The following is a 19,244-nucleotide window of genomic DNA, read 5'->3' on the forward strand; positions in this document are numbered from 1 at the left end:
ATTGGCGGAATGGCCGGTTTTTTTTGCCATTTATACGCCGCGCTTATTGCCCCATAACAGTGTGTGGAGCTGCGGCAGCACTTTTGCGTCGTTGAGAGGGACGGACGATAAATGCCTATCGATCAGCCATTGGTAGCGCGAGAGCAGATGTTGGACCAGTTTTTCGTCGTCGGCCGTCTGGGTGTCGTCATTGCCGACTTGCAAAAAGAACGGGAAGGACGGATAGCGCAGATGAAGCTGTTCTGCGAAAAAGAAATCGGAATCATCAAAAATGACAACTTTCAGGCTGGCTTGAGCTGACGACAGTTTGCCAAGCATTGCATCCAGCTTGGAGTAGTCCAAAATCATGCCAGAACTCGGAGGCTTCGGGGAGACGGTGACTTCATCGATTTCCAAGAGCCAATCCTGCCAGATGCTGCCTTGCGTTTCGACAGCTGTGCGCCATCCTTTTCCTTGGCATAATGCGACCAATTCCGCGATGCCTTTATGAAGTGCGGGGTTGCCTCCGGAAATGGTGACGTGTGAAAAAGCGTCGTTTCCGAGCTCTTCAAGCTGCTGGGCAATGTCATCTGCGGTCATCATGACGCTTTTTCCGGTACCGTCCCAAGTGAATTTGGAATCGCACCATGAACAGGAATAGTCGCAGCCAGCGGTCCGGACGAACATCGTTTTCTGGCCCATGACCATGCCTTCGCCTTGGATCGTCGGGCCGAATACTTCCATCACGGGAATCTTCATGAAGACACCTCTTTCGGCCGGTAGACGACATAGCTTGTCGGGGTTTCCCGGACGATGACTTGAATGCATGTCGGCTGGTTGTCCGAACGGTCGAGTGTGTCCTGGATCAGCTTGTGTATTTGCTGTGCGAGCTGTTCGGTTGTCGGGAACGTGTCAGCAAATTCCGGATGGTCATTCAAGACGCTGTGATCGTAGCGTTTGTGGATCAGGTCTTTCAATTGTTTAAAATCGATGAGAAAACCGGTGCCATTCAATCGGTCGCCGGCAATCGTAATATTCAAATGATAGGTATGGCCATGCATTTTCGCGCATTTGCCCGCTTCCTCGGCAGGAATATAATGCGCCGCGGAAAAATGCATATCTTTATTCAATTCGAAGCTATAAGGATGCGGGACAGAAGGATAGAATTGCTGCATCAAGATTTCGCACCTGCCTTGTGGGACAAATACGTCTGCAAGCCTTCATTTCGCAGCACACAAGACGGGCATGTGCCGCAGCCTGCTGCCGGAATGCCGTGGTAGCAGGTCAAGGTTTCGGTCTGGACGAAATCGAATGCGCCGAGTTCGTCGGACAATTCCCAGACACCTGCTTTATCAAGCCACATGAGCGGGGTGTGGATGACGAATTGCTTGTCCATCGATAAGTTGAGGCTGACATTGAGCGAACGGATAAACGTATCCCGGCAATCCGGATAGCCGCTGAAATCCGTCTCGCTAACACCGGTCACGAGATGGCGTGCGCCGAATGCATCGGCGTAAATCGCGGCAAAAGACAGGAACAATAAATTGCGCCCGGGAACGAATGTGGAAGGCGGGCCGTCCTGTTGTTCTTCCACTTCGATCGAATCGCGTGTCAAAGCGTTGGCGGATAATTGATTGATGAGCCCCATATCGAGCACTTGCAATGGTACGCCGAGCGTCTCGGCGATGTGTTTTGCGTGGTCGATTTCCTGGGAGTGGCGCTGGCCGTAATCGAAAGTGACGGCCTTCACTTCGCTGAATTGTTCGAGCGCCCAAAATAGGCAAGTGGTGCTGTCTTGCCCGCCGCTGAAGACCACGACTGCTTTTTCATTTTTCATTAATATACAGCTCCTTAGTTTTTTAGAGAGGGAGTTTGCGAACCTCTTTGATGAAACAGTTCCCATAATAGCATAAATAGGCAAGTTCCTGTGCTTTTTCATGTGTAGCGAAATGGTGTCAGGGTATATAGATGGTAAAAGGGAGGAGTGGGTGAAGATGAAAGCGATCGTCATTGACCAGTATGGGGGTAAAGAGCAATTGAAAGAACGTGAAGTGGAGACGCCGGCCATTTCAGCGCATCAAGTATTGGTGGAAGTCCATGCGACTTCAGTCAACCCGATTGATTGGAAGCTGAGGGAAGGCTATTTGAAGGAAATGCTGCCGTGGGAATTCCCGATCATCCTCGGATGGGATGTTGCAGGAGTCGTCAAGGAAGTAGGCGAAGGGGTCAAGCATTACCACCCCGGCGACCGGGTTTTTGCTCGCCCCGCCACGACACGCCAAGGGACGTATGCGGAATTCGTCCCGGTAGATGAGAATTTGTTGGCGCGTATGCCCGAAAGCATGAGTTTCGAGCAAGGTGCGGCGATTCCGTTGACCGGGCTAACCGCATGGCAATGCCTGGTGGAGATCGGCCATATCAAAAAAGGCGATCGCGTACTCATCCATGCTGGGGCTGGCGGTGTCGGGAGCATGGCCATCCAGATTGCCAACAGCATCGGCTGCTATGTAGCGACGACAGCGAGCGATAAAAACGACGAACTGGTCACGTCTCTCGGCGCGAATCGCGTAATCGATTACCACGAAGAGGATTTCTCGGAAGTTTTGGAGAATTTCGATTTCGTATTGGATACCTTGGGCGGAGAAACGCTTGAAAAAAGTTACGGTGTTTTGAAGCGCGGCGGCAGGCTCGTCAGCATAGCCGGCCAACCGGATGAGGAGAAGGCAGAAAAACTGGGCATCACTGTGAGCAGTTTCTGGCTGGAGCCGAACGGGCAGCAATTGAAGAAATTGGGCGATTTATTCGTCAGCGGGGAAGTGAAACCGGAAGTCGGCCATATCTATCCGCTAACGGAGGAAGGGGTACGGGACGCGCATGAACTAAGCGAATCCCACCATGCCAGAGGAAAAATCGTCATTAAAGTGAAGCAATGAAAATAGAAAAAGCACACGGCATCCATCCAAGCCGTGTGCTTTTATGTTTGCTACTCCGGTTTTCCGGAGCGTTCTTCCGAATAATAATCGTCTGGAGCGTCACTCTGTGCTTCAGCTGTACGGACAACAAGCACATCGCATTTCGCTGAGCGGACGATATGCTCGGAAACACTGCCGATGAGGAAACGTTCGACTGCATTCAAACCAGTCGCGCCACAGATGATCAAGTCAGCTTCGACCCTTTCTGCGAGTTCGCGGGGAATCATCGTTTTAGGGGAACCGTAATCGACCACGATATTGACCTTTTCCACACCGCCGGCTTCGGCTTCTTTTTTATAGTCCCCAAGCAAGTCTTCAGCGAATTTCTGGGCACGGTCAGCAATTGAGCGGTCATAGGCTTCGATTGCAGCGAAGGAACGAGTATCAATTACGTTCACCAAATTCAACGTCGCGTTGTTCCGTGTTGCGATGCCGATGGACTTTTTAAAAGCCCACTCCGCTTCTTTCGATCCGTCGACAGCTACCATGATTTGATTATACTTTAATGTCATCTGTACATTCCTCCTTTGTCTATACTGTATCTTTCGAGGCATAGGCAAATTGTTCCTCCTTAAAGAGTGAAATTTATCGATTAATTTCCTATTTCTTTTTCTTTCACTATTCCGATATACCTTTCGTTCTTTCCGTAAGCGCTTTTATAACGCATTTTACCCAGTCAAAAAATATCTTTTGGAAAGACAAAATAAAGGAGCAATATTAAACAATATCTGTTAGAATGGATTTGGTTTCAAATACTGATAGTTTGATTCATTTTATTATTTCAGACACAATATAATGGAGGGTTTTGTAATGCGTATTGGGGTACCTACAGAAGTTAAGAACAATGAAAACCGCGTGGCAATGACACCGGCGGGAGTAGTGAACCTGGCACTTTTCGGCCATGAAGTTTTCATCCAATCAGGCGCAGGGCTAGGGTCAGGCTTTACGGATGCCGATTATGAAGCAGCCGGCGCTGTCATCGTCGCCGATGCTGACCAAGCGTGGGCACAGGACATGGTCATGAAAGTAAAAGAGCCGGTAGCTAGCGAGTACAAGCATTTCCGTGAAGGCCAAGTGCTTTTCACTTACTTGCATTTGGCACCCGAAGTGGAATTGACGAATGCTTTGCTTAAGTCGAAAGTGACAGGCGTGGCTTATGAAACGGTTCAACTTCCGAATAATTCCTTGCCGCTCCTTACGCCGATGAGCGAAGTGGCCGGCCGCATGTCGACACAGATCGGTGCTCAGTTCCTCGAGAAAATCCACGGGGGCGGCGGAATTCTGCTCGGCGGCATCCCTGGCGTTTCGCGTGGGAAAGTGACGATCGTCGGCGGTGGTGTTGCCGGGACGAACGCTGCGAAAGTGGCGATCGGGATGGGTGCTGATGTAACAATTCTTGATTTGAACCCAGAACGCTTGCGCCAATTGGACGACCTGTTCGGCAAAGATGTGCAAACCTTGGTTTCTAATCCGCTTAACATTGCGCAATCGGTAAAAGATTCGGATCTAGTCATCGGAGCGGTATTGATTCCAGGAGCGAAAGCGCCGAAATTGATCACTGAAGACATGATCAAATCCATGAAACCCGGTTCTGTCGTAGTCGATATCGCCATCGACCAGGGCGGCATCTTCGAGACAAGCGACCGCATCACGACTCACGATGCACCGACTTATGTGAAACATGATGTTGTCCATTATGCCGTAGCGAACATGCCGGGTGCAGTTCCGCGCACCTCGACAATCGGCTTGACGAATGTGACGGTCCCTTACGCAGTGCAAATCGCCAATAAAGGGCTCAAGCAAGCAGTCCTCGACAACGAAGCATTGAAAAAAGGCGTCAACACGATGGACGGCCATGTCACGTATAAAGCCGTTGCTGACGATCAAGGCCTTGAATACAAATCAGTCGACGAATTGCTGCAATAATAATGCAAAAGAGCTGTCCCAGGAAAATCCGCTATGTGGATTTCCGGGACAGCTCCTTTTTCGTTATCGATTGATGATCGTCAATTCTTTCGGGTATTTGGTCAGCACTTCGTAGCCGTCTTCGGTGACGGCGAGATCGTCTTCAATGCGCACGCCGACTTGATCCGTGACGTAAATGCCAGGTTCGATCGTAAAGACCATGCCCGCCTCGAGCGGCATATCGTTGCCCCCGTGGATCGATGGGAATTCATGGACGGAAATTCCGAGGCCATGGCCCAGGCGGTGTGTGAAATATTCGCCGTAGCCTGCGTCTTCGATGGTCTTGCGGGCAATTCCATCAAGCTCAGCCGCTGTAACGCCAGGGCGCACCGCATCAAGTGCCGCTTGTTCAGCACGCTTAACGATATCGTAAACTTCTTTCGCTTGCGCGCTCGGTTCGCCGAAAGCCAGCGTCCGGGTGATGTCCGAGCAATATCCCTCATAAATTACGCCGAGGTCCATCAGCACGAGATCGCCGCGTTCAATTTTGCGTTGCCCTGTTTTGCCGTGCGGGGAAGCGGCTTTTGGCCCTGTCAGCACAGTGGTGTCAAACGACATATGGGTGATGCCGCGTTTCTTCAACGCTGTCTCGATTTCGGTCATCAATTCGATTTCCGTCATGCCTTCTTGCATTACGTCAGCTGCCACTTCGATGGCGTAATCCGCAAGCGACGCGGCATGGCGCAGGATGTCGAGTTCGGCCGCGTCTTTGATGACGCGCATCGCGTTCATCTGCGCATCGATCGAATGGATCTTGGGTGACTGGAAATAATGGTTGATTGCGTCGTAGCGCTCGACGTTCATATGCGCTTTTTCGATGGCGATGTGCTCCAGCGGCAAATTCCGCGTAGCTGCTGTTTCGTAAAGCACTTGCATCGCGTTTTGCGTATCGGCATGTCCTGCAATTTCGCCAGTCCAGCCGGCTGCTTTCGCATCGGGCGCTTCCATTGCCGGGCAGATGAGGAACGGCTCAGCATCAGCAAACACCATGACGGCGAGCAAGCGCTCTTTCGGGTCGCTATTGAAACCGGTCAAATAAAAGACATTATGCGGGTCGGTGATGAGCGCCGCGTCGAGTTGCTGCTGCTTCAAAAAACTTTGCAAATTGGTCAATTTGTTCATATGTATTCCTCCCCTTCATGTGTAGCATATCAAAAATCAGGGTATAAAACAGCAGAAAGCAAGGAGCCAAAACTCTATTGGAGGGATATCATGAAAATCTCATATCACGGTCATTCGGTTGTGAAAATCCAAACCGGCGGCAAAACGATCCTTATCGATCCATTCATTACCGGAAACGAATTGACGGACTTGACAGCAAGCGAAGAAAAGCCGGACGCGATTCTGTTGACGCATGCGCATAACGACCATGTCGGCGATACAGTGGACATCGCCAAATCAAGCGGCGCGGTCGTGGTAGCCCCTGTGGAACTGGCAAACTACCTCAGCGGGCAAGGGCTGGATGCAGTCGGCATGAACCTGGGCGGCGCCAAAGAGTTCGACTTCGGGAAAGTAAAATTCACGAAAGCATTCCATAGCTCGTCCTATACGACAGAAGACGGTGAAGTGATCTACGGCGGCATGCCAGCCGGAATTCTCTTCGAAGCGGAAGGGAAGACGGTGTATCACGCCGGCGATACGGAGGTGTTCGGGGACATGGAAATCATCGGCAAACGCCATTCGATCGACTTGGCGTTTGTCCCCATTGGCGATTTCTTCACGATGGGGCCAGAAGATGCGGCGTACGCCGTCGAGCTGATCAATCCGAAGACGGCGGTGCCGATTCACTACAACACTTTCCCGCCGATCAAGCAGGACCCGGAGCAATTCAAGCAAGCGGTCAAGCAGGCGGAAGTGCAGATCATGGAGCCTGGAGACAGCATCGATTTATAAAATCTATTAACAGAAGACGGGCAAGGGAGGGCAATAATCCCCCTTGCCTGTTTTTTATTGCCGCAAGCCAAACTTTGCTTTTTAAAAGGGGGCCGCACGGATTGTCGACTTCCATTCGGATTATGCTAAACTAAGGGATAGAGGATAGCAGAAAGATTGGTGAAATAATGGCTACGAAACACGAACAGATTTTGGATTATATCGAGACTTTGGCTGTTGGGGAGAAAATTTCCGTTCGCCGGATTGCCAAGGAGCTTCAAGTATCAGAGGGCACGGCTTACCGGGCCATTAAAGAAGCGGAAAACAAGCGGCTGGTTTCGACAATCGAACGGGTCGGCACGATCCGCATCGAGCGCAAGAAAAAAGAGAATATCGAACGGCTGACGTATGCGGAAATCGTTAAAGTCGTCGACGGCCAAGTGCTCGGCGGGCGTGCGGGGCTCCATAAATCACTGAACAAATTCGTCATCGGGGCAATGCAGCTCGAAGACATGATGCGCTATACGGAAGCGGGCAATTTACTCATTGTCGGCAACCGCTACAAAGCCCATGAATACGCCTTGCAGGCAGGGGCGGCAGTGCTCGTGACAGGAGGCTTTGATGCTTCTGACCAAGTGAAAAAGCTGGCCGATGAACTGGAGTTGCCGGTCATCTCCACCAGCTACGACACGTTTACGGTAGCCACAATGATCAACCGGGCGATTTACGACCAATTGATCAAAAAAGAGATCCTGCTGATTGAAGACATTTTGATTCCACTGGAAAATACGCATTTCCTGCACGTTAAAGATCCAATCAGCCGCTATAATGAACTGAACAATGAAACGACACATGGCGGATTTCCGGTCGTCGACAGCAACGGCAGGCTGGTCGGGATCGTCACGTCACGTGATGTCATCGGCGCAGCGGATACGGAATCGATCGATAAAGTGATGACCAAAGACCCGATCACCGTGTCGCTGCAGACGAGCGTCGCGGCAGCAGGACACCGAATGATCTGGGAAGGAATCGATTTGCTGCCAATCACCGACGACCATCACAATTTGATGGGCATCATCAGCCGGCAGGACGTATTGAAAGCGATTCAAACGGCGCAACGACAGCCGCAGCAAGGGGAAACCATCGATGACATCATCAAAAGCCAATTGAACTTGGTGCAGGAAGACGCGCTCAGCCTGGAATTCCGTGTAACTCCCCAAATGACCAATGCGTATGGCTCGCTGTCATACGGGGCTTATACGATGGTGCTGACAGAAGCGGCTGCGACGGCACTCAAAACGAAAAACCGCAAAGACAGCGTGTTGGAAAACATCACGGTCTATTTCCTGAAACCGGTTCAGCTCGATGCTTCATTGACCATCCGGCCGACAATCTTGGACATCAGCCGGAAATCAGCAAAAGTCGATGTCGAAGTGTTGTATGAACAGCAAGTCATCGGCAAATCGATGCTGACCTTCCAATTGCTCGACCGCTAACGAGCGCTACCTTGACAGGGCAGGGGTCTCTGGTATGCAATAATCGCCCACAAAAAAAACAACCTCTCCGCAAGGGAGGGGCTGTTTTATGGGTTCAAGCGGGTTTCTTCGTCGAGAAACGCTTGGTAATGGCGGTTCGCCTTGAAATTATGGACGATCAGCGCCAAGCCAAGAACGATAAAGATGCCGGCAATGATATAAGTGACGACAGTTTGGAAAACGAACAGCTGATTGATGCCGAAAAAGGTGATGAAACTGCCGAGCGCAATCTGTGCGCGGCTCGCATACCAATTTTTGCGCACCGGCAGACGCGTGCGAATCTGTTTCGTTTTATAGTAAAGATAAAATACAGCAGAAATGATAATTAAAAATACGAATATGAGCATGGGGAACCTCCTGTTATGCAAATCTATTTCCATTGTAATGGGGATGATCAGAAAATGCGAATGGATTTCCCTGTCCACTGGAGGATTGAAGCAATGTATAGTCAAATCATCGACACAATTAAACAATACGATACGATCATCATCCACCGCCATGTGCGTCCCGACCCGGATGCATATGGATCACAAATCGGCCTGAAATACATACTGAGCCACAACTACCCGAACAAGCGCGTGCTTGCAGCTGGAGAACACGACTACACGATGGATTTTCTCGATTTTCCGGATACAGTCGAAGATGCAGATTTCGAAGGGGCATTGGTCATCGTGACGGACACCGCGAATACGGACCGAATCGACGACCAACGCTATCCCAGCGGGGCAAAATTGGTGAAAATCGACCATCATCCGAACGATGACAATTATGGGGATATTTGCCAAGTGGATACAAAAGCGAGTTCTTCCTCTGAAATGATCTATGAATTATTTACATACGGCCAAGTGGAAGAAAACTGGTCCATGCCTGATGCGGGAGCGAGATTGCTCTATGCAGGAATTATCGGGGATACTGGGCGCTTCCTGTTCCCGAGCACGACGCAGAAGACGTTTGATGTGGCGGGTGAATTGATCAAATATGATTTTGACCGCAACGAGCTTCATAACGGCATGTATGAGATGGATCGCAAATTACTTCATTTGCAAGGTTATATGTACCAAAATTTCCAAATAGATGAAAATGGCGCCGCTTTTGTAAAGATCACACAGGACATTTTGACGAAATTCGATGTGACCCCGACGGATACGTCTTTGCTGGTCGGTTCGCTCGGCAACGTTAAAGGCATCAAAGCCTGGGTCATTTTAATAGAAGAAGATGATGAAATACGCGTCCGGCTGCGTTCAAAAGGGCCAGTCATCAATACGCTCGCCAAAGAATTCGGGGGCGGAGGGCATCCGATGGCATCCGGCGCAGTCGCTTATTCGTGGGATGAGGCGGACCGGGTCATCCAGCGCCTGGAGGAAATTTGCGCGAAGGCATAAGGAAAGAAGGTGTTGAAATGGTCTACCCGCATATTGTGACCGCGGCTGATCCGCTGCAAAGCACGATTCGCCTCGAAGAACTGTTTGCAGTTCTCACTGAGCAAGGCGCAAGCGCGGCAGCCTTAGTCAATTCCAAATTATATGGCGTCCTGCCATTTTGGGACGCCTGCAAAAAGGCCGGCATCCACGGGGTGCTCGGCCTTTCCGTGCCCGTCGACTTTGACGGTGCCGCATTGCCTGTGGTGCTGTATGCACAGAACAACACTGGCTACCATATGTTGTTGAAGCTGACGAGTGCCTTGTCGACTCGTGATGTGGAAGCCATCCCGCAAAAATGGCTGGCAGCTTACCAAGAAGGTTTATTGTGCGTGATTCCCGACAATGCGTCGTGGGTGCTGACAGACCGCAGCGAAGCGCTCGGCAGCTTGTCGCGTTTATTCGGCGAGCGCTTATGTGCCAGCATTGAGCGGCCTGGAGGGAATGTGCAGGAGACCGAAGAAGCATTTACGGAGTTTTGCTCGACATTCGGCCTCAAATTCATGGCGAGCCACGAATGCCGTTATGTGAAACAGGAAGATGCCTTTGCCTATGAAGTGGCGAGGTCGATCGGGGACGGCTTCAAGCTGAGCGACCCTGAACGCCCGAAACCCGAACATTCAGCGGCGTTCGTGCCGACAAAAGCACAGTTATCGGAATGGTTTTCCGACCATCCGGAATGGCTGGACCAAAGCCATGCGCTGCTCATGAACTGCCGCGTCACCATTCCGCTCAACCGCCAATTGCTGCCGAACTATCCTGTAAAAGAAGGCACCGACAAAAGTGGGCTCATCCGTGCACTGTGCCTGAAAGGGATAGAAGAACGTGTCGGCAAATTAGCTCAAAGCTATACAGAGAGGCTCGATTACGAATTGGGCGTTATTTCGGCCATGGGCTATGTCGATTATTTCCTCATCGTTTCCGATTTCATGGCTCATGCCAGAAACAGGGGCATTTTGACCGGTCCGGGCCGTGGATCCTCTGCGGGATCGCTCGTTGCCTTTGCGTTGCGCATTACGGATGTCGATCCGCTTGCACATGGATTGTTGTTCGAGCGCTTCCTGAATCCGGAGCGCGTCACTTTGCCGGATATTGACATCGACTTCGCAGATCACCGACGCCACGAAGTGGTCGAGTATGTGGCAAAAAAATACGGTGCCTTACAGACAGCTCAAATCATCACCTTCGGCACTTTGTCCGCAAAAGCGGTTGCGAGAGATACGGCGAGGGTGTTCGGTTTTGAAGCAGAGGAACTTGAGAAGGTTTCAAAACTCATCCCGAGCCGGCCGGGTATCACCTTGCGCGAAGCGCTTCGCGAATCGAAGGCGCTCGAGGGCTGGATCATCGGCAATGAAACCCGTGAGCGCTGGTTCAAGACGGCGTTGAAGCTGGAAGGGCTGCCACGAAATTCCTCGATTCATGCAGCCGGCGTCATTTTGAGCCCGGGCCCGTTGGTGGATTATGTGCCGATTGAAAAAGGCAACGACGATATTTTCATCACCCAATGGCCGATGCAGGAACTTGAAGCAATCGGTTTATTGAAAATGGACTTTCTCGGCTTGCGCAATTTGACGATTCTGGAAAACATGGCGCATATGCTGAAACGCGATTTGAATTTCTCGATCGATTACCGAAACTTGCCGCTCGACGACAAAGAAACATACGGCTTACTGGCGAAGGGCGATACAGCCGGCATTTTCCAGCTGGAGTCACCGGGGATGCGGCGCGCTTTGATGCTCATCAAACCGAGCGCATTCGGCGATATTGTCGCAGTCAATGCTTTGTACCGTCCAGGCCCGATGGAGTTCATCCCGCTTTATGCGCGCCGCAAGCACGGCGAAGAAGCGGTAGCTTATATCCATCCGGTATTGGAGCCGATTTTATCGGAAACATACGGCGTCATCGTCTATCAGGAGCAGATCATGAAAATCGCCGCAGAGATGGCGGGCTTCAGCTTAGGCGAGGCTGATCTATTGCGCCGCGCCGTCAGCAAAAAAAACCGCCAAATCCTCGATGAAGAGCGAGCGCATTTTGTCGGCGGCGCTACAAAAAAACGCTATACCGCAAAAGAAGCGGGAGAGGTCTATGACTTGATAGTGCGGTTTGCCGATTACGGCTTCCCGAAAAGCCACGCCGTCGCCTACAGCATGATTTCCTATCAACTGGCTTATATGAAAACCCATTATCCGGTGCAGTTCTATGCCGCGCTGTTATCGAACAGCCAAGGGAACAATGAGAAAACGGCACAGTTCATGCGTGAAATGAAAGAACGCGGGATCCAGCTTGCCGCCCCGTGCATCGCGAAGAGCCGTTACGGTTTTTCATCGGAAGAACAGCAAGTCCGCACGGGGCTGAGCTCCGTAAAAGGCGTTCCCGGAACAACCGTCAAAGCCATTCTCGCGGCGCGAAAGGACGGGCCTTTCCAAAGCCTGTTCAATATCGCTGAACGGATATCCGCGGTCCATTTCACCCGCAAAGCTTTCGAGCCCCTTATCAAAGCGGGGGCTTTGGACGTACTTGGAAAAGACCGGGCCGTCCTGCTCGCGTCTCTTGATAGTGCGATCAAGCATGCAGAACTGGTCAAACCGAATGAAGACCCTGGGCTATTTGATGACATGGGCTCCAGCTTCATGAAACCGAAATACACCAAGGCCGAACCGATGCCGGACGGGCTCAAGCTCGACTTTGAAAAAGAAGCGCTCGGCTTTTATTTGAGCACACATCCTGTGGAGCGGGAAAAAGAGCAGCGCCACAAAGCTTATACAGCGCTTAACGAGTTGCCGAAGAAAAAAGACCGTGAGCGTGTGGAAGTGCTCGGGCTGGTGGAAGACGTACGGCGCATCCGCACGAAAAAAGGCGATGCGATGGCGTTTGTCACCTTGCAGGATGAAACCGGAGTGGCATCGGTTACGCTGTTCCCGAAAGAGTATGCGCAATACAACGAACTGCTGGATAAAGATGCCTTGCTCGAAATCCAAGGAACAGCTGAAACCCGACAAGGCAAGACGACCATCATCTGCAAAACCATTTTGTGAAGCAATGGAATAAGCTAATTTCATATAAGTGAATCGGCAACGGACTGCATTTCTTAAAAAGAAATGCAGTTCAGAGTGTTAAAGAAGTTTATTAATACGTCATGAATTAAAATGGGATGATCTTTTCGACATTCAAAAATCAATGAGTTATTTAAGTATTTGGAGAAGTGTTCGCTCGACTCCGGTGGATCAGCGAGACGACCGAGACCCCGCAAGACGCGCAGCGGATGAGGAGGCTTGGGCGCGAGCCCACGGAGTCGTGCGATAAGCTTCGGAAAATACGGCTTTTTATCTTTCTAGACAAGCTGGACTGCATTTCTTAAAAAGAAATGCAGTTTTTTCTTTACGGCAGCCGAAATTTTTTGTAAGGTATAGAAAGATTAGTGGTCAGACCACTTTCAAAAAAATGGAAACAAAAGGAGTTTTCATGAATCAGCCTAAACGCTATTTAAATATTGTAAGTGAAATGCGGGACATGATTCGGGAACAGAATATACGGCCGGGAGACCGAATCCCTTCCGAACGGGAGTTGGCTGAAAAGCTGGCGGTCGGGCGTTCGACGATCCGTGAGGCGCTCCGGAGCCTGGAATTGCTGGGGCTTATCGAAACCCGGCGAGGGGAAGGGACATTTTTAGCAGACCCCAGAAAACACCGGCTCGTCGAATTGCTGGCGACCTTTATCTTGCAAGACAATAAAACCCTGGAAGATGTGCGGGAGACAATGTGTATACACGAAACCGCGGCAATCCAGGCCATCTGCGCAAGCGATGCGTCCAAACTTCCAGTATGGGAAAGTTTACGCGAGCGGCTAGGTGGGCATGAATTCATAAGGGAAGACTTTGTCCGTGAATTGATGGTGCTGTCCGGCAACCGCCTGTCGCTGAAAATTTGGTTCTTATTAAAGCAATACGGGGGCAATCCTTATGATGGCGAAGTCATGCCGGAAGAGAGGCCCTTGCTGAAAAACATTCTGCAGGCGATCGAGCAGCAAGATGCCGAAACGGCCATCCGGGATTTTAAAGCCTGGAGTAGCGTCTTAATCAAAGGAGAGAATGAACAATGGCGATGATACGCGATATATTCAAGCGAAAACGAGATGAAAAAGAAGCAACGATCCCTTCTAAAGCGGCAAAGGATGTGCCGGAGGGCTTGATGACGAAATGCCCGAACTGCAAACACATCACCTTGACGAAAGAACTGGAGAATTTGGGCAAAGTGTGCCCGAAATGCGACCATCATTTCAAGATGACAGCCCGTGAACGAATCGTCCACCTTATGGACGATTCAAGTTTCGAATCGGTTGATGATCATTTGAAATCGGAAAACCCACTTAACTTTCCGGGCTACAGCGAAAAAGTCCAGGCCGATAGCGAAAAAACCGGCTTGAACGAAGCGGTGCTCACAGGGTCCGGATCGATCAAAGGCCAGCAAGTGGTCGTGGCTGTGATGGATTCACATTTCCGGATGGGCTCAATGGGCTCGGTAGTCGGCGAGAAAATCACCCGTGCCGTTGAACTGGCCACCAAACTGAAAGTGCCGTTTTTGATTTTCACGGCGAGCGGCGGCGCGCGTATGCAAGAAGGTGTTTTATCGCTCATGCAGATGGCGAAAACAAGTGTTGCGTTAAAGCGCCATTCGAATGAAGGCTTGTTATTCGTATCGATCTTGACGCATCCGACAACTGGCGGCGTGTCAGCCAGCTTTGCTTCTGTCGGCGACATCAACCTGGCGGAACCGAAAGCATTGATCGGATTTGCCGGGCGCCGTGTCATCGAACAGACAGTGCGCGAAAAATTGCCGGAAGACTTCCAGACAGCGGAATTCCTCCTTGCCCATGGCCAACTCGATGCGGTCGTGCATCGCTCCAAAATGCGCGAAACGCTGTCGACCATTGTGCAATTGCACGTGAAAGGGGCTGGATCCCATGTCTAAAAAGAAAATGAAGACGATGGCGTTTGAAGAACCATTGATTGAGTTGAGAAAAAAGATTTCCGAACTGAAGGAATATACGAAAACGGCAGATGTCGATCTCAGTTCTGAAATCTCTTCTTTAGAACAGCGTTTCGCGAAGCTCGAAGAGGAAATCTATGAGAACATGAAACCGTGGGACCGCGTCCAAGTAGCGCGCCATCCCGAACGCCCGACGACATTGGATTATCTGCCGCTCATCTTCAAGGACTTTATTGAACTGCACGGAGACCGCGTTTATGGCGATGACGAGGCGATCATTGGCGGCATCGGGAGTTTTGAGGGGCAGCCGGTAACGATCATCGGCCACCAGCGCGGCAAGGATACGAAAGAAAACGTCCGCCGTAATTTCGGGATGCCGCATCCTGAAGGCTATCGCAAAGCGTTGCGCTTGATGAAGCAGGCGGAGAAATTCGGCCGCCCGGTCATTTGCCTGATCGATACGAAAGGTGCTTATCCAGGGAAGGCTGCAGAAGAACGCGGCCAAAGCGAAGCAATCGCCCGCAACCTTGTGGAAATGGCCGGCCTTGAGGTGCCGGTCCTGTCAATTGTCATCGGGGAAGGCGGAAGCGGCGGAGCGCTCGCGCTTGGCGTCGGCAACCAGATTTTGATGCTCGAAAACTCGACGTTCTCGGTCATTTCGCCTGAAGGGGCGGCGTCAATCCTTTGGAAAGACGCAGCACTTGCGAAAACAGCAGCCGAAGCCATGAAAATCACGGCACCCGATCTATTGGATATGGGCATCATCGAGCATATGATTCCCGAAGTCCGTGGAGGCGCGCATCACGATACGGCCCGCCAGGCACAATTGATCAGCGGCGCCATTCGTTATTCATTGAAGGAATTGGAAGGCATGAACGCAGAACAATTGATTTCACAACGCTATGAAAAATTCCGGGCAATTGGCGTTTTTTCAGAATAAAAATCAGGCCGCGTAAAGCGGTCTTTTTATTTTTTGAGATTCATCAAAAAACGCGTGCTGAACAGGGGTTGTGGACTGACAGCGCAGAACTTGCGTGGTAAGGTGAATAGAGTAAAAAGGAAGTGCAGGAGGCGGTTCTCGTGAAGAAAATTGGAGTGTTGACAAGTGGAGGCGATTCGCCCGGGATGAACGCAGCAGTTCGGGCAGTGGTCCGGAAAGCCATCTACCATGGCGTTGAAGTGGCTGGCGTCTATTATGGCTATCAAGGCTTGATCGAAGGAAACATCGAAGACTTGCAGGCCGGCGATGTCGGCGATATCATCCAGCGCGGCGGCACAAAGCTCTATTCTGCCCGCTGCGACGAATTCCGCACAGACGAAGGGCAATGGAAAGCGATTGAGCAGATGAAGGCAAAAGGGCTCGAGGGCTTGGTGGTCATCGGCGGAGATGGATCGTACCGCGGGGCGATGGCGTTGACCAAAAAAGGGTTCCCGAGTGTCGGGGTTCCTGGAACGATCGATAACGATATCCCGGGAACGGATTATACGATCGGTTTTGATACGGCATTGAATACTGTCATCGAAGCGATCGACAAAATACGCGATACGGCGACAAGCCACGAGCGTACGTTCATCGTCGAGGTCATGGGCAGGGACGCAGGCGACTTGGCCTTATGGGCAGGGCTTGCCGGCGGCGCCGAAACCATTCTCATCCCTGAAGACCCTTTTGACATTGACGACATGCTTGAACGTCTCGAAAGCGGCCGCAAGCGCGGCAAGAAACACAGCATCATCATCGTCGCTGAAGGTGTCATGAGCGGCGGGGAGCTGGCCGATTTGATTGCGGACAAGACCAACGTGGAAACGCGCGTTTCGGTTCTTGGACACATCCAACGCGGCGGCTCGCCGACTGCGCGCGACCGCGTGCTCGGCAGCTTGTTCGGCGCACGGGCAGTGGAAGTGCTGATGGAAGGAAAAGGCGGCTTGGCGATTGGCATGAAAAATCATCAGGTGGTAGACTATGATATGACAACGGCGTTCGAAAAAGAGCACGATGCCGATATGAGTTTGTACAAGCTTTCTAAAGAATTATCAATTTAAACAGTTAATTGGAGTGAGTCTATTGAGAAAAACGAAAATCGTCTGCACCATCGGGCCGGCAAGTGAATCACCGGAAGTACTAGAACAATTGATGAAGGCGGGCATGAATGTCGCCCGTTTGAATTTCTCGCACGGAGACCATGAGGAGCACGCTTTGCGCATCAAGCGCATCCGCGAAGCGTCCGAAAAGACCGGCATCACAGTGGGGATTCTCCTGGATACGAAAGGACCGGAAATCAGAACCCATAAAATGGAGAACGATTCCATCGAACTCGAAACCGACCAGGAAATCACGATTTCCATGACAGAAGTGCTGGGCACGAAAGAAATGTTCTCGATCACTTATGATAAATTGATTGAAGACGTCCACGAAGGCTCTATGATTTTATTGGATGATGGCTTGATCGAATTGCGCGTTACGAGTATTGATAAAGAACACGGCCAGATCCATACGGTCGTTGAAAATGCCGGCACGCTGAAGACGAAAAAAGGCGTCAACGTTCCAGGCGTTTCAGTTCAATTGCCGGGAATCACGGAAAAAGATGCGGCTGACCTATTGTTCGGGATTGAGCAGGACGTCGATTTTGTCGCTGCATCGTTTGTCCGCAGACGTTCAGATGTGATGGAAATCCGCAGCTTGCTGGAAAAAAACGGTGGATCTCACATCCAAATCATTCCGAAAATCGAAAACCAGGAAGGCGTCGACAATCTAGATGAGATCATCATGGTTTCAGATGGCCTAATGGTTGCGCGTGGCGACCTCGGGGTGGAAATTCCTGCGGAAGAAGTGCCGATCGTGCAAAAATCGATGATCGACAAATGCAATAGTGCGGGTAAACCGGTCATTACAGCGACCCAAATGCTGGATTCCATGCAACGCAACCCGCGCCCGACGCGCGCAGAAGCAAGCGATGTAGCGAATGCCATTTTTGACGGAACGGACGCGATCATGCTGTCAGGTGAAACGGCAGCAGGGCTTTACCCAGTTGAGTCGGTCGAGACGATGCATCGCATTGCCGAAACGACCGAAGCTGCGCTGAACCATAAACAAATCGTTTCCAACCGCCGGAAGGAAAAAGAGTCGAATATGACAGAAGCGATCGGCCAAGCAGTCGCTTACACCGCACTTAACTTGCGCGTACAGGCAATTTTGGCGCCGACCGAAAGTGGCCATACGGCAAAAATGATTTCCAAATACCGCCCAGGCTCGCCTATCATTGCGGTGACATCCACGGCCCGTACTGCACGCAAGTTGACATTGAACTGGGGCGTACAGCCGATCGTCGGGACACGTGTTGAATCGACGGATGAAATGCTTGAATTGGCAGTGGAAGAAGCATTGAAACACGGTTTGATTAAGCATGGCGACCTGGTTATCATCACAGCTGGCGTTCCAGTCGGTGAAGCCGGAACGACCAACTTGATGAAACTGCGCGTCATCGGTGACATCTTGGCGAAAGGGCAAGGCATCGGCAAGAACGTCGGCTTTGGTGAAGCAGTGGTCGTGCGCAATGCTGAAGAAGCATTGGCGATGGATACCGAAGGAAAGATCATCGTCACTTACGGCACTGACCGCGATATGATGAACGCCATCAACAACTGCGCAGGCATCGTGACAGAAGAAGGCGGTTTGACCAGCCATGCTGCAGTAGTTGGGCTGAGCCTTGGAATCCCTGTGATCGTCGGCGTCAAAGATGCGGTGACAAAAGTGGAATCCGGCCAGGAAATCACAATCGATGCGGATGCAGGAGTTATTTATCACGGGCATGCAAGCGTATCGTAAAGAAATTTTGGAGGTCGATTGACTATGATGAAGTGGATTTTTCTGGCATTGGTGATCGTACCGACTCTTGAGCTTGCGATTTTAATCTGGGCTGGCGGGCAGATTGGATTTTTCTGGACGCTCGCATTGATTGTTGCAACGGGACTGCTCGGTGCTTTCTTAGCAAAACGCCAAGGGCTTAAAGCAATACGCGATATTCAGTCGAGCATGAGCCAAATGCAGCCGCCGGGCGACCGCCTGATCGGCGCAGCATTTATCCTGGTCGGCGGCACTTTGCTGCTGACGCCGGGATTCATTTCGGATGCAGTTGGGTTCAGTTTATTGTTCACACCGACACAGAAGCTCTACAAGCCGCTCGTTTATCGGATGCTTCAGAAGAAGATGAAAAATACCCGGATTATCGTAGGATAATTCCGGGTACATTCATCAATAGGCAATCGTTTTTAAATTTTACCAAGCGTTTTCATTCACAAATTGTACAAAGTTGATTATAATGACTAGGTAAGTCTATTTACGGAAAAGTGCATGAAAGCAGATGGCTCATTGTTCTGTTTTTTTTTTGGAATGATGAAGTAGAATGTAGAAGGAGAGATTTACATGACATCATCAAAAGGTTTAGAAGGTGTAGTCGCAACACAATCGGCGATCAGTTCGATCATCGATGATACCCTTACATACGTCGGCTACAACATCGA

The 19,244-nt window shown here is 50.9% G+C and carries 18 protein-coding genes and 1 riboswitch; of the genes, 12 read left to right on the top strand and 6 right to left on the bottom strand.

Going from position 1 to position 19,244, the window contains the following annotated elements; genetic code table 11:
* Window positions 1-30: 30 nt before the first annotated feature.
* From queE to queC, 3 genes are read right to left on the bottom strand one after another with little or no spacing between them, the layout of a single operon-like run.
* Window positions 31-738 (bottom strand): 7-carboxy-7-deazaguanine synthase QueE, encoded by a 708-nt coding sequence (gene queE / locus AB9R92_RS01565; RefSeq protein ID WP_370667788.1) that lies wholly within the window; start codon window positions 736-738, stop codon window positions 31-33.
* The gene (gene queD / locus AB9R92_RS01570; protein ID WP_370667789.1) at window positions 735-1,157 is read right to left on the bottom strand and encodes a 6-carboxytetrahydropterin synthase QueD; all 423 of its coding nucleotides are present in this window, start codon (window positions 1,155-1,157) and stop codon (window positions 735-737) included. Before queD ends, queE begins: the two co-directional genes overlap by 4 nt.
* The gene (gene queC, locus AB9R92_RS01575) at window positions 1,154-1,816 is read right to left on the bottom strand and encodes a 7-cyano-7-deazaguanine synthase QueC (RefSeq protein ID WP_370667790.1); all 663 of its coding nucleotides are present in this window, start codon (window positions 1,814-1,816) and stop codon (window positions 1,154-1,156) included. The genes queD and queC overlap by 4 nt, the downstream gene beginning before the upstream one ends.
* 8 nt (window positions 1,817-1,824) lie before the next feature.
* Window positions 1,825-1,868: riboswitch (PreQ1 riboswitch) on the bottom strand.
* 105 nt (window positions 1,869-1,973) lie between these two features.
* On the opposite strand from queC, the gene AB9R92_RS01580 reads away from it, so the two are divergent.
* Window positions 1,974-2,912, top strand: a complete 939-nt coding sequence (locus AB9R92_RS01580) for an NADP-dependent oxidoreductase (RefSeq protein ID WP_370667791.1) — start codon at window positions 1,974-1,976, stop codon at window positions 2,910-2,912.
* A 50-nt stretch (window positions 2,913-2,962) separates the two neighbouring features.
* Here AB9R92_RS01580 and AB9R92_RS01585 read toward each other — a convergent pair whose 3' ends face one another.
* Window positions 2,963-3,463, bottom strand: a complete 501-nt coding sequence (locus AB9R92_RS01585; RefSeq protein WP_370667792.1) for a universal stress protein — start codon at window positions 3,461-3,463, stop codon at window positions 2,963-2,965.
* 298 nt (window positions 3,464-3,761) lie between these two features.
* On the opposite strand from AB9R92_RS01585, the gene ald reads away from it, so the two are divergent.
* Window positions 3,762-4,877, top strand: a complete 1,116-nt coding sequence (ald, locus tag AB9R92_RS01590; RefSeq protein WP_370667793.1) for an alanine dehydrogenase — start codon at window positions 3,762-3,764, stop codon at window positions 4,875-4,877.
* Between the two features lie 63 nt (window positions 4,878-4,940).
* On the opposite strand, the gene AB9R92_RS01595 is transcribed toward ald, so the two are convergent.
* On the bottom strand, window positions 4,941-6,038 hold the full coding sequence (locus AB9R92_RS01595; protein ID WP_370667794.1) for a M24 family metallopeptidase: 1,098 nt from the start codon (window positions 6,036-6,038) through the stop codon (window positions 4,941-4,943).
* Between the two features lie 90 nt (window positions 6,039-6,128).
* Between AB9R92_RS01595 and AB9R92_RS01600 the strand changes: the two genes are divergently transcribed.
* Window positions 6,129-6,809 carry a metal-dependent hydrolase gene (locus AB9R92_RS01600; protein WP_370667795.1) on the top strand — a complete coding sequence of 227 codons (681 nt, stop codon included), beginning with the start codon at window positions 6,129-6,131 and terminating at the stop codon, window positions 6,807-6,809.
* 167 nt (window positions 6,810-6,976) lie between these two features.
* Window positions 6,977-8,284, top strand: a complete 1,308-nt coding sequence (locus AB9R92_RS01605) for a DRTGG domain-containing protein (protein WP_370667796.1) — start codon at window positions 6,977-6,979, stop codon at window positions 8,282-8,284.
* Window positions 8,285-8,370: 86 nt separating this feature from the next.
* Here AB9R92_RS01605 and AB9R92_RS01610 read toward each other — a convergent pair whose 3' ends face one another.
* Window positions 8,371-8,670 (bottom strand): YtpI family protein, encoded by a 300-nt coding sequence (locus AB9R92_RS01610; RefSeq protein ID WP_101190095.1) that lies wholly within the window; start codon window positions 8,668-8,670, stop codon window positions 8,371-8,373.
* Window positions 8,671-8,763: 93 nt separating this feature from the next.
* Here AB9R92_RS01610 and AB9R92_RS01615 point away from each other — a divergent pair, with 93 nt between their 5' ends.
* The 8 genes from AB9R92_RS01615 (at window position 8,764) to AB9R92_RS01650 (ending at window position 18,960) form a co-directional block, all read left to right on the top strand.
* Window positions 8,764-9,705 (top strand): DHH family phosphoesterase, encoded by a 942-nt coding sequence (locus AB9R92_RS01615; protein WP_370667798.1) that lies wholly within the window; start codon window positions 8,764-8,766, stop codon window positions 9,703-9,705.
* 17 nt (window positions 9,706-9,722) lie between these two features.
* Window positions 9,723-12,776 carry a DNA polymerase III subunit alpha gene (dnaE, locus tag AB9R92_RS01620; RefSeq protein ID WP_370667799.1) on the top strand — a complete coding sequence of 1,018 codons (3,054 nt, stop codon included), beginning with the start codon at window positions 9,723-9,725 and terminating at the stop codon, window positions 12,774-12,776.
* Between the two features lie 427 nt (window positions 12,777-13,203).
* Window positions 13,204-13,845 (top strand): FadR/GntR family transcriptional regulator, encoded by a 642-nt coding sequence (locus AB9R92_RS01625; protein WP_370667800.1) that lies wholly within the window; start codon window positions 13,204-13,206, stop codon window positions 13,843-13,845.
* The gene (gene accD, locus AB9R92_RS01630; RefSeq protein WP_370667801.1) at window positions 13,836-14,708 is read left to right on the top strand and encodes an acetyl-CoA carboxylase, carboxyltransferase subunit beta; all 873 of its coding nucleotides are present in this window, start codon (window positions 13,836-13,838) and stop codon (window positions 14,706-14,708) included. Before AB9R92_RS01625 ends, accD begins: the two co-directional genes overlap by 10 nt.
* Window positions 14,701-15,666, top strand: a complete 966-nt coding sequence (locus AB9R92_RS01635; protein WP_370667802.1) for an acetyl-CoA carboxylase carboxyltransferase subunit alpha — start codon at window positions 14,701-14,703, stop codon at window positions 15,664-15,666. Before accD ends, AB9R92_RS01635 begins: the two co-directional genes overlap by 8 nt.
* Before the next feature lie 140 nt (window positions 15,667-15,806).
* Complete coding sequence (gene pfkA, locus AB9R92_RS01640) at window positions 15,807-16,766, top strand: 6-phosphofructokinase (RefSeq protein WP_370667803.1); 960 nt, start codon at window positions 15,807-15,809, stop codon at window positions 16,764-16,766.
* 22 nt (window positions 16,767-16,788) lie between these two features.
* On the top strand, window positions 16,789-18,549 hold the full coding sequence (gene pyk, locus AB9R92_RS01645) for a pyruvate kinase (protein WP_370667804.1): 1,761 nt from the start codon (window positions 16,789-16,791) through the stop codon (window positions 18,547-18,549).
* Window positions 18,550-18,573: 24 nt separating this feature from the next.
* A complete protein-coding gene (locus AB9R92_RS01650; protein ID WP_370667805.1) occupies window positions 18,574-18,960 on the top strand; it encodes an FxsA family protein in 387 nt (128 codons plus the stop codon).
* Window positions 18,961-19,244 lie beyond the last annotated feature (284 nt).

The sequence above is a fragment of the Planococcus sp. SSTMD024 genome (genome assembly GCF_041320495.1).
Lineage (GTDB): Bacteria > Bacillota > Bacilli > Bacillales_A > Planococcaceae > Planococcus.

Excerpts from the sequence above, each read along its gene's own strand:
- accD (WP_370667801.1), top strand. The coding sequence starts at position 13,836 with ATGGCGATGATACGCGATATATTCAAGCGAAAACGAGATGAAAAAGAA.
- AB9R92_RS01585 (WP_370667792.1), bottom strand. The coding sequence starts at position 3,463 with ATGACATTAAAGTATAATCAAATCATGGTAGCTGTCGACGGATCGAAA.
- queE (WP_370667788.1), bottom strand. The coding sequence starts at position 738 with ATGAAGATTCCCGTGATGGAAGTATTCGGCCCGACGATCCAAGGCGAA.
- AB9R92_RS01600 (WP_370667795.1), top strand. The coding sequence starts at position 6,129 with ATGAAAATCTCATATCACGGTCATTCGGTTGTGAAAATCCAAACCGGC.
- AB9R92_RS01625 (WP_370667800.1), top strand. The coding sequence starts at position 13,204 with ATGAATCAGCCTAAACGCTATTTAAATATTGTAAGTGAAATGCGGGAC.
- queC (WP_370667790.1), bottom strand. The coding sequence starts at position 1,816 with ATGAAAAATGAAAAAGCAGTCGTGGTCTTCAGCGGCGGGCAAGACAGC.
- AB9R92_RS01605 (WP_370667796.1), top strand. The coding sequence starts at position 6,977 with ATGGCTACGAAACACGAACAGATTTTGGATTATATCGAGACTTTGGCT.
- dnaE (WP_370667799.1), top strand. The coding sequence starts at position 9,723 with ATGGTCTACCCGCATATTGTGACCGCGGCTGATCCGCTGCAAAGCACG.
- AB9R92_RS01580 (WP_370667791.1), top strand. The coding sequence starts at position 1,974 with ATGAAAGCGATCGTCATTGACCAGTATGGGGGTAAAGAGCAATTGAAA.
- AB9R92_RS01615 (WP_370667798.1), top strand. The coding sequence starts at position 8,764 with ATGTATAGTCAAATCATCGACACAATTAAACAATACGATACGATCATC.
- AB9R92_RS01635 (WP_370667802.1), top strand. The coding sequence starts at position 14,701 with ATGTCTAAAAAGAAAATGAAGACGATGGCGTTTGAAGAACCATTGATT.
- AB9R92_RS01595 (WP_370667794.1), bottom strand. The coding sequence starts at position 6,038 with ATGAACAAATTGACCAATTTGCAAAGTTTTTTGAAGCAGCAGCAACTC.
- AB9R92_RS01610 (WP_101190095.1), bottom strand. The coding sequence starts at position 8,670 with ATGCTCATATTCGTATTTTTAATTATCATTTCTGCTGTATTTTATCTT.
- ald (WP_370667793.1), top strand. The coding sequence starts at position 3,762 with ATGCGTATTGGGGTACCTACAGAAGTTAAGAACAATGAAAACCGCGTG.
- AB9R92_RS01650 (WP_370667805.1), top strand. The coding sequence starts at position 18,574 with ATGATGAAGTGGATTTTTCTGGCATTGGTGATCGTACCGACTCTTGAG.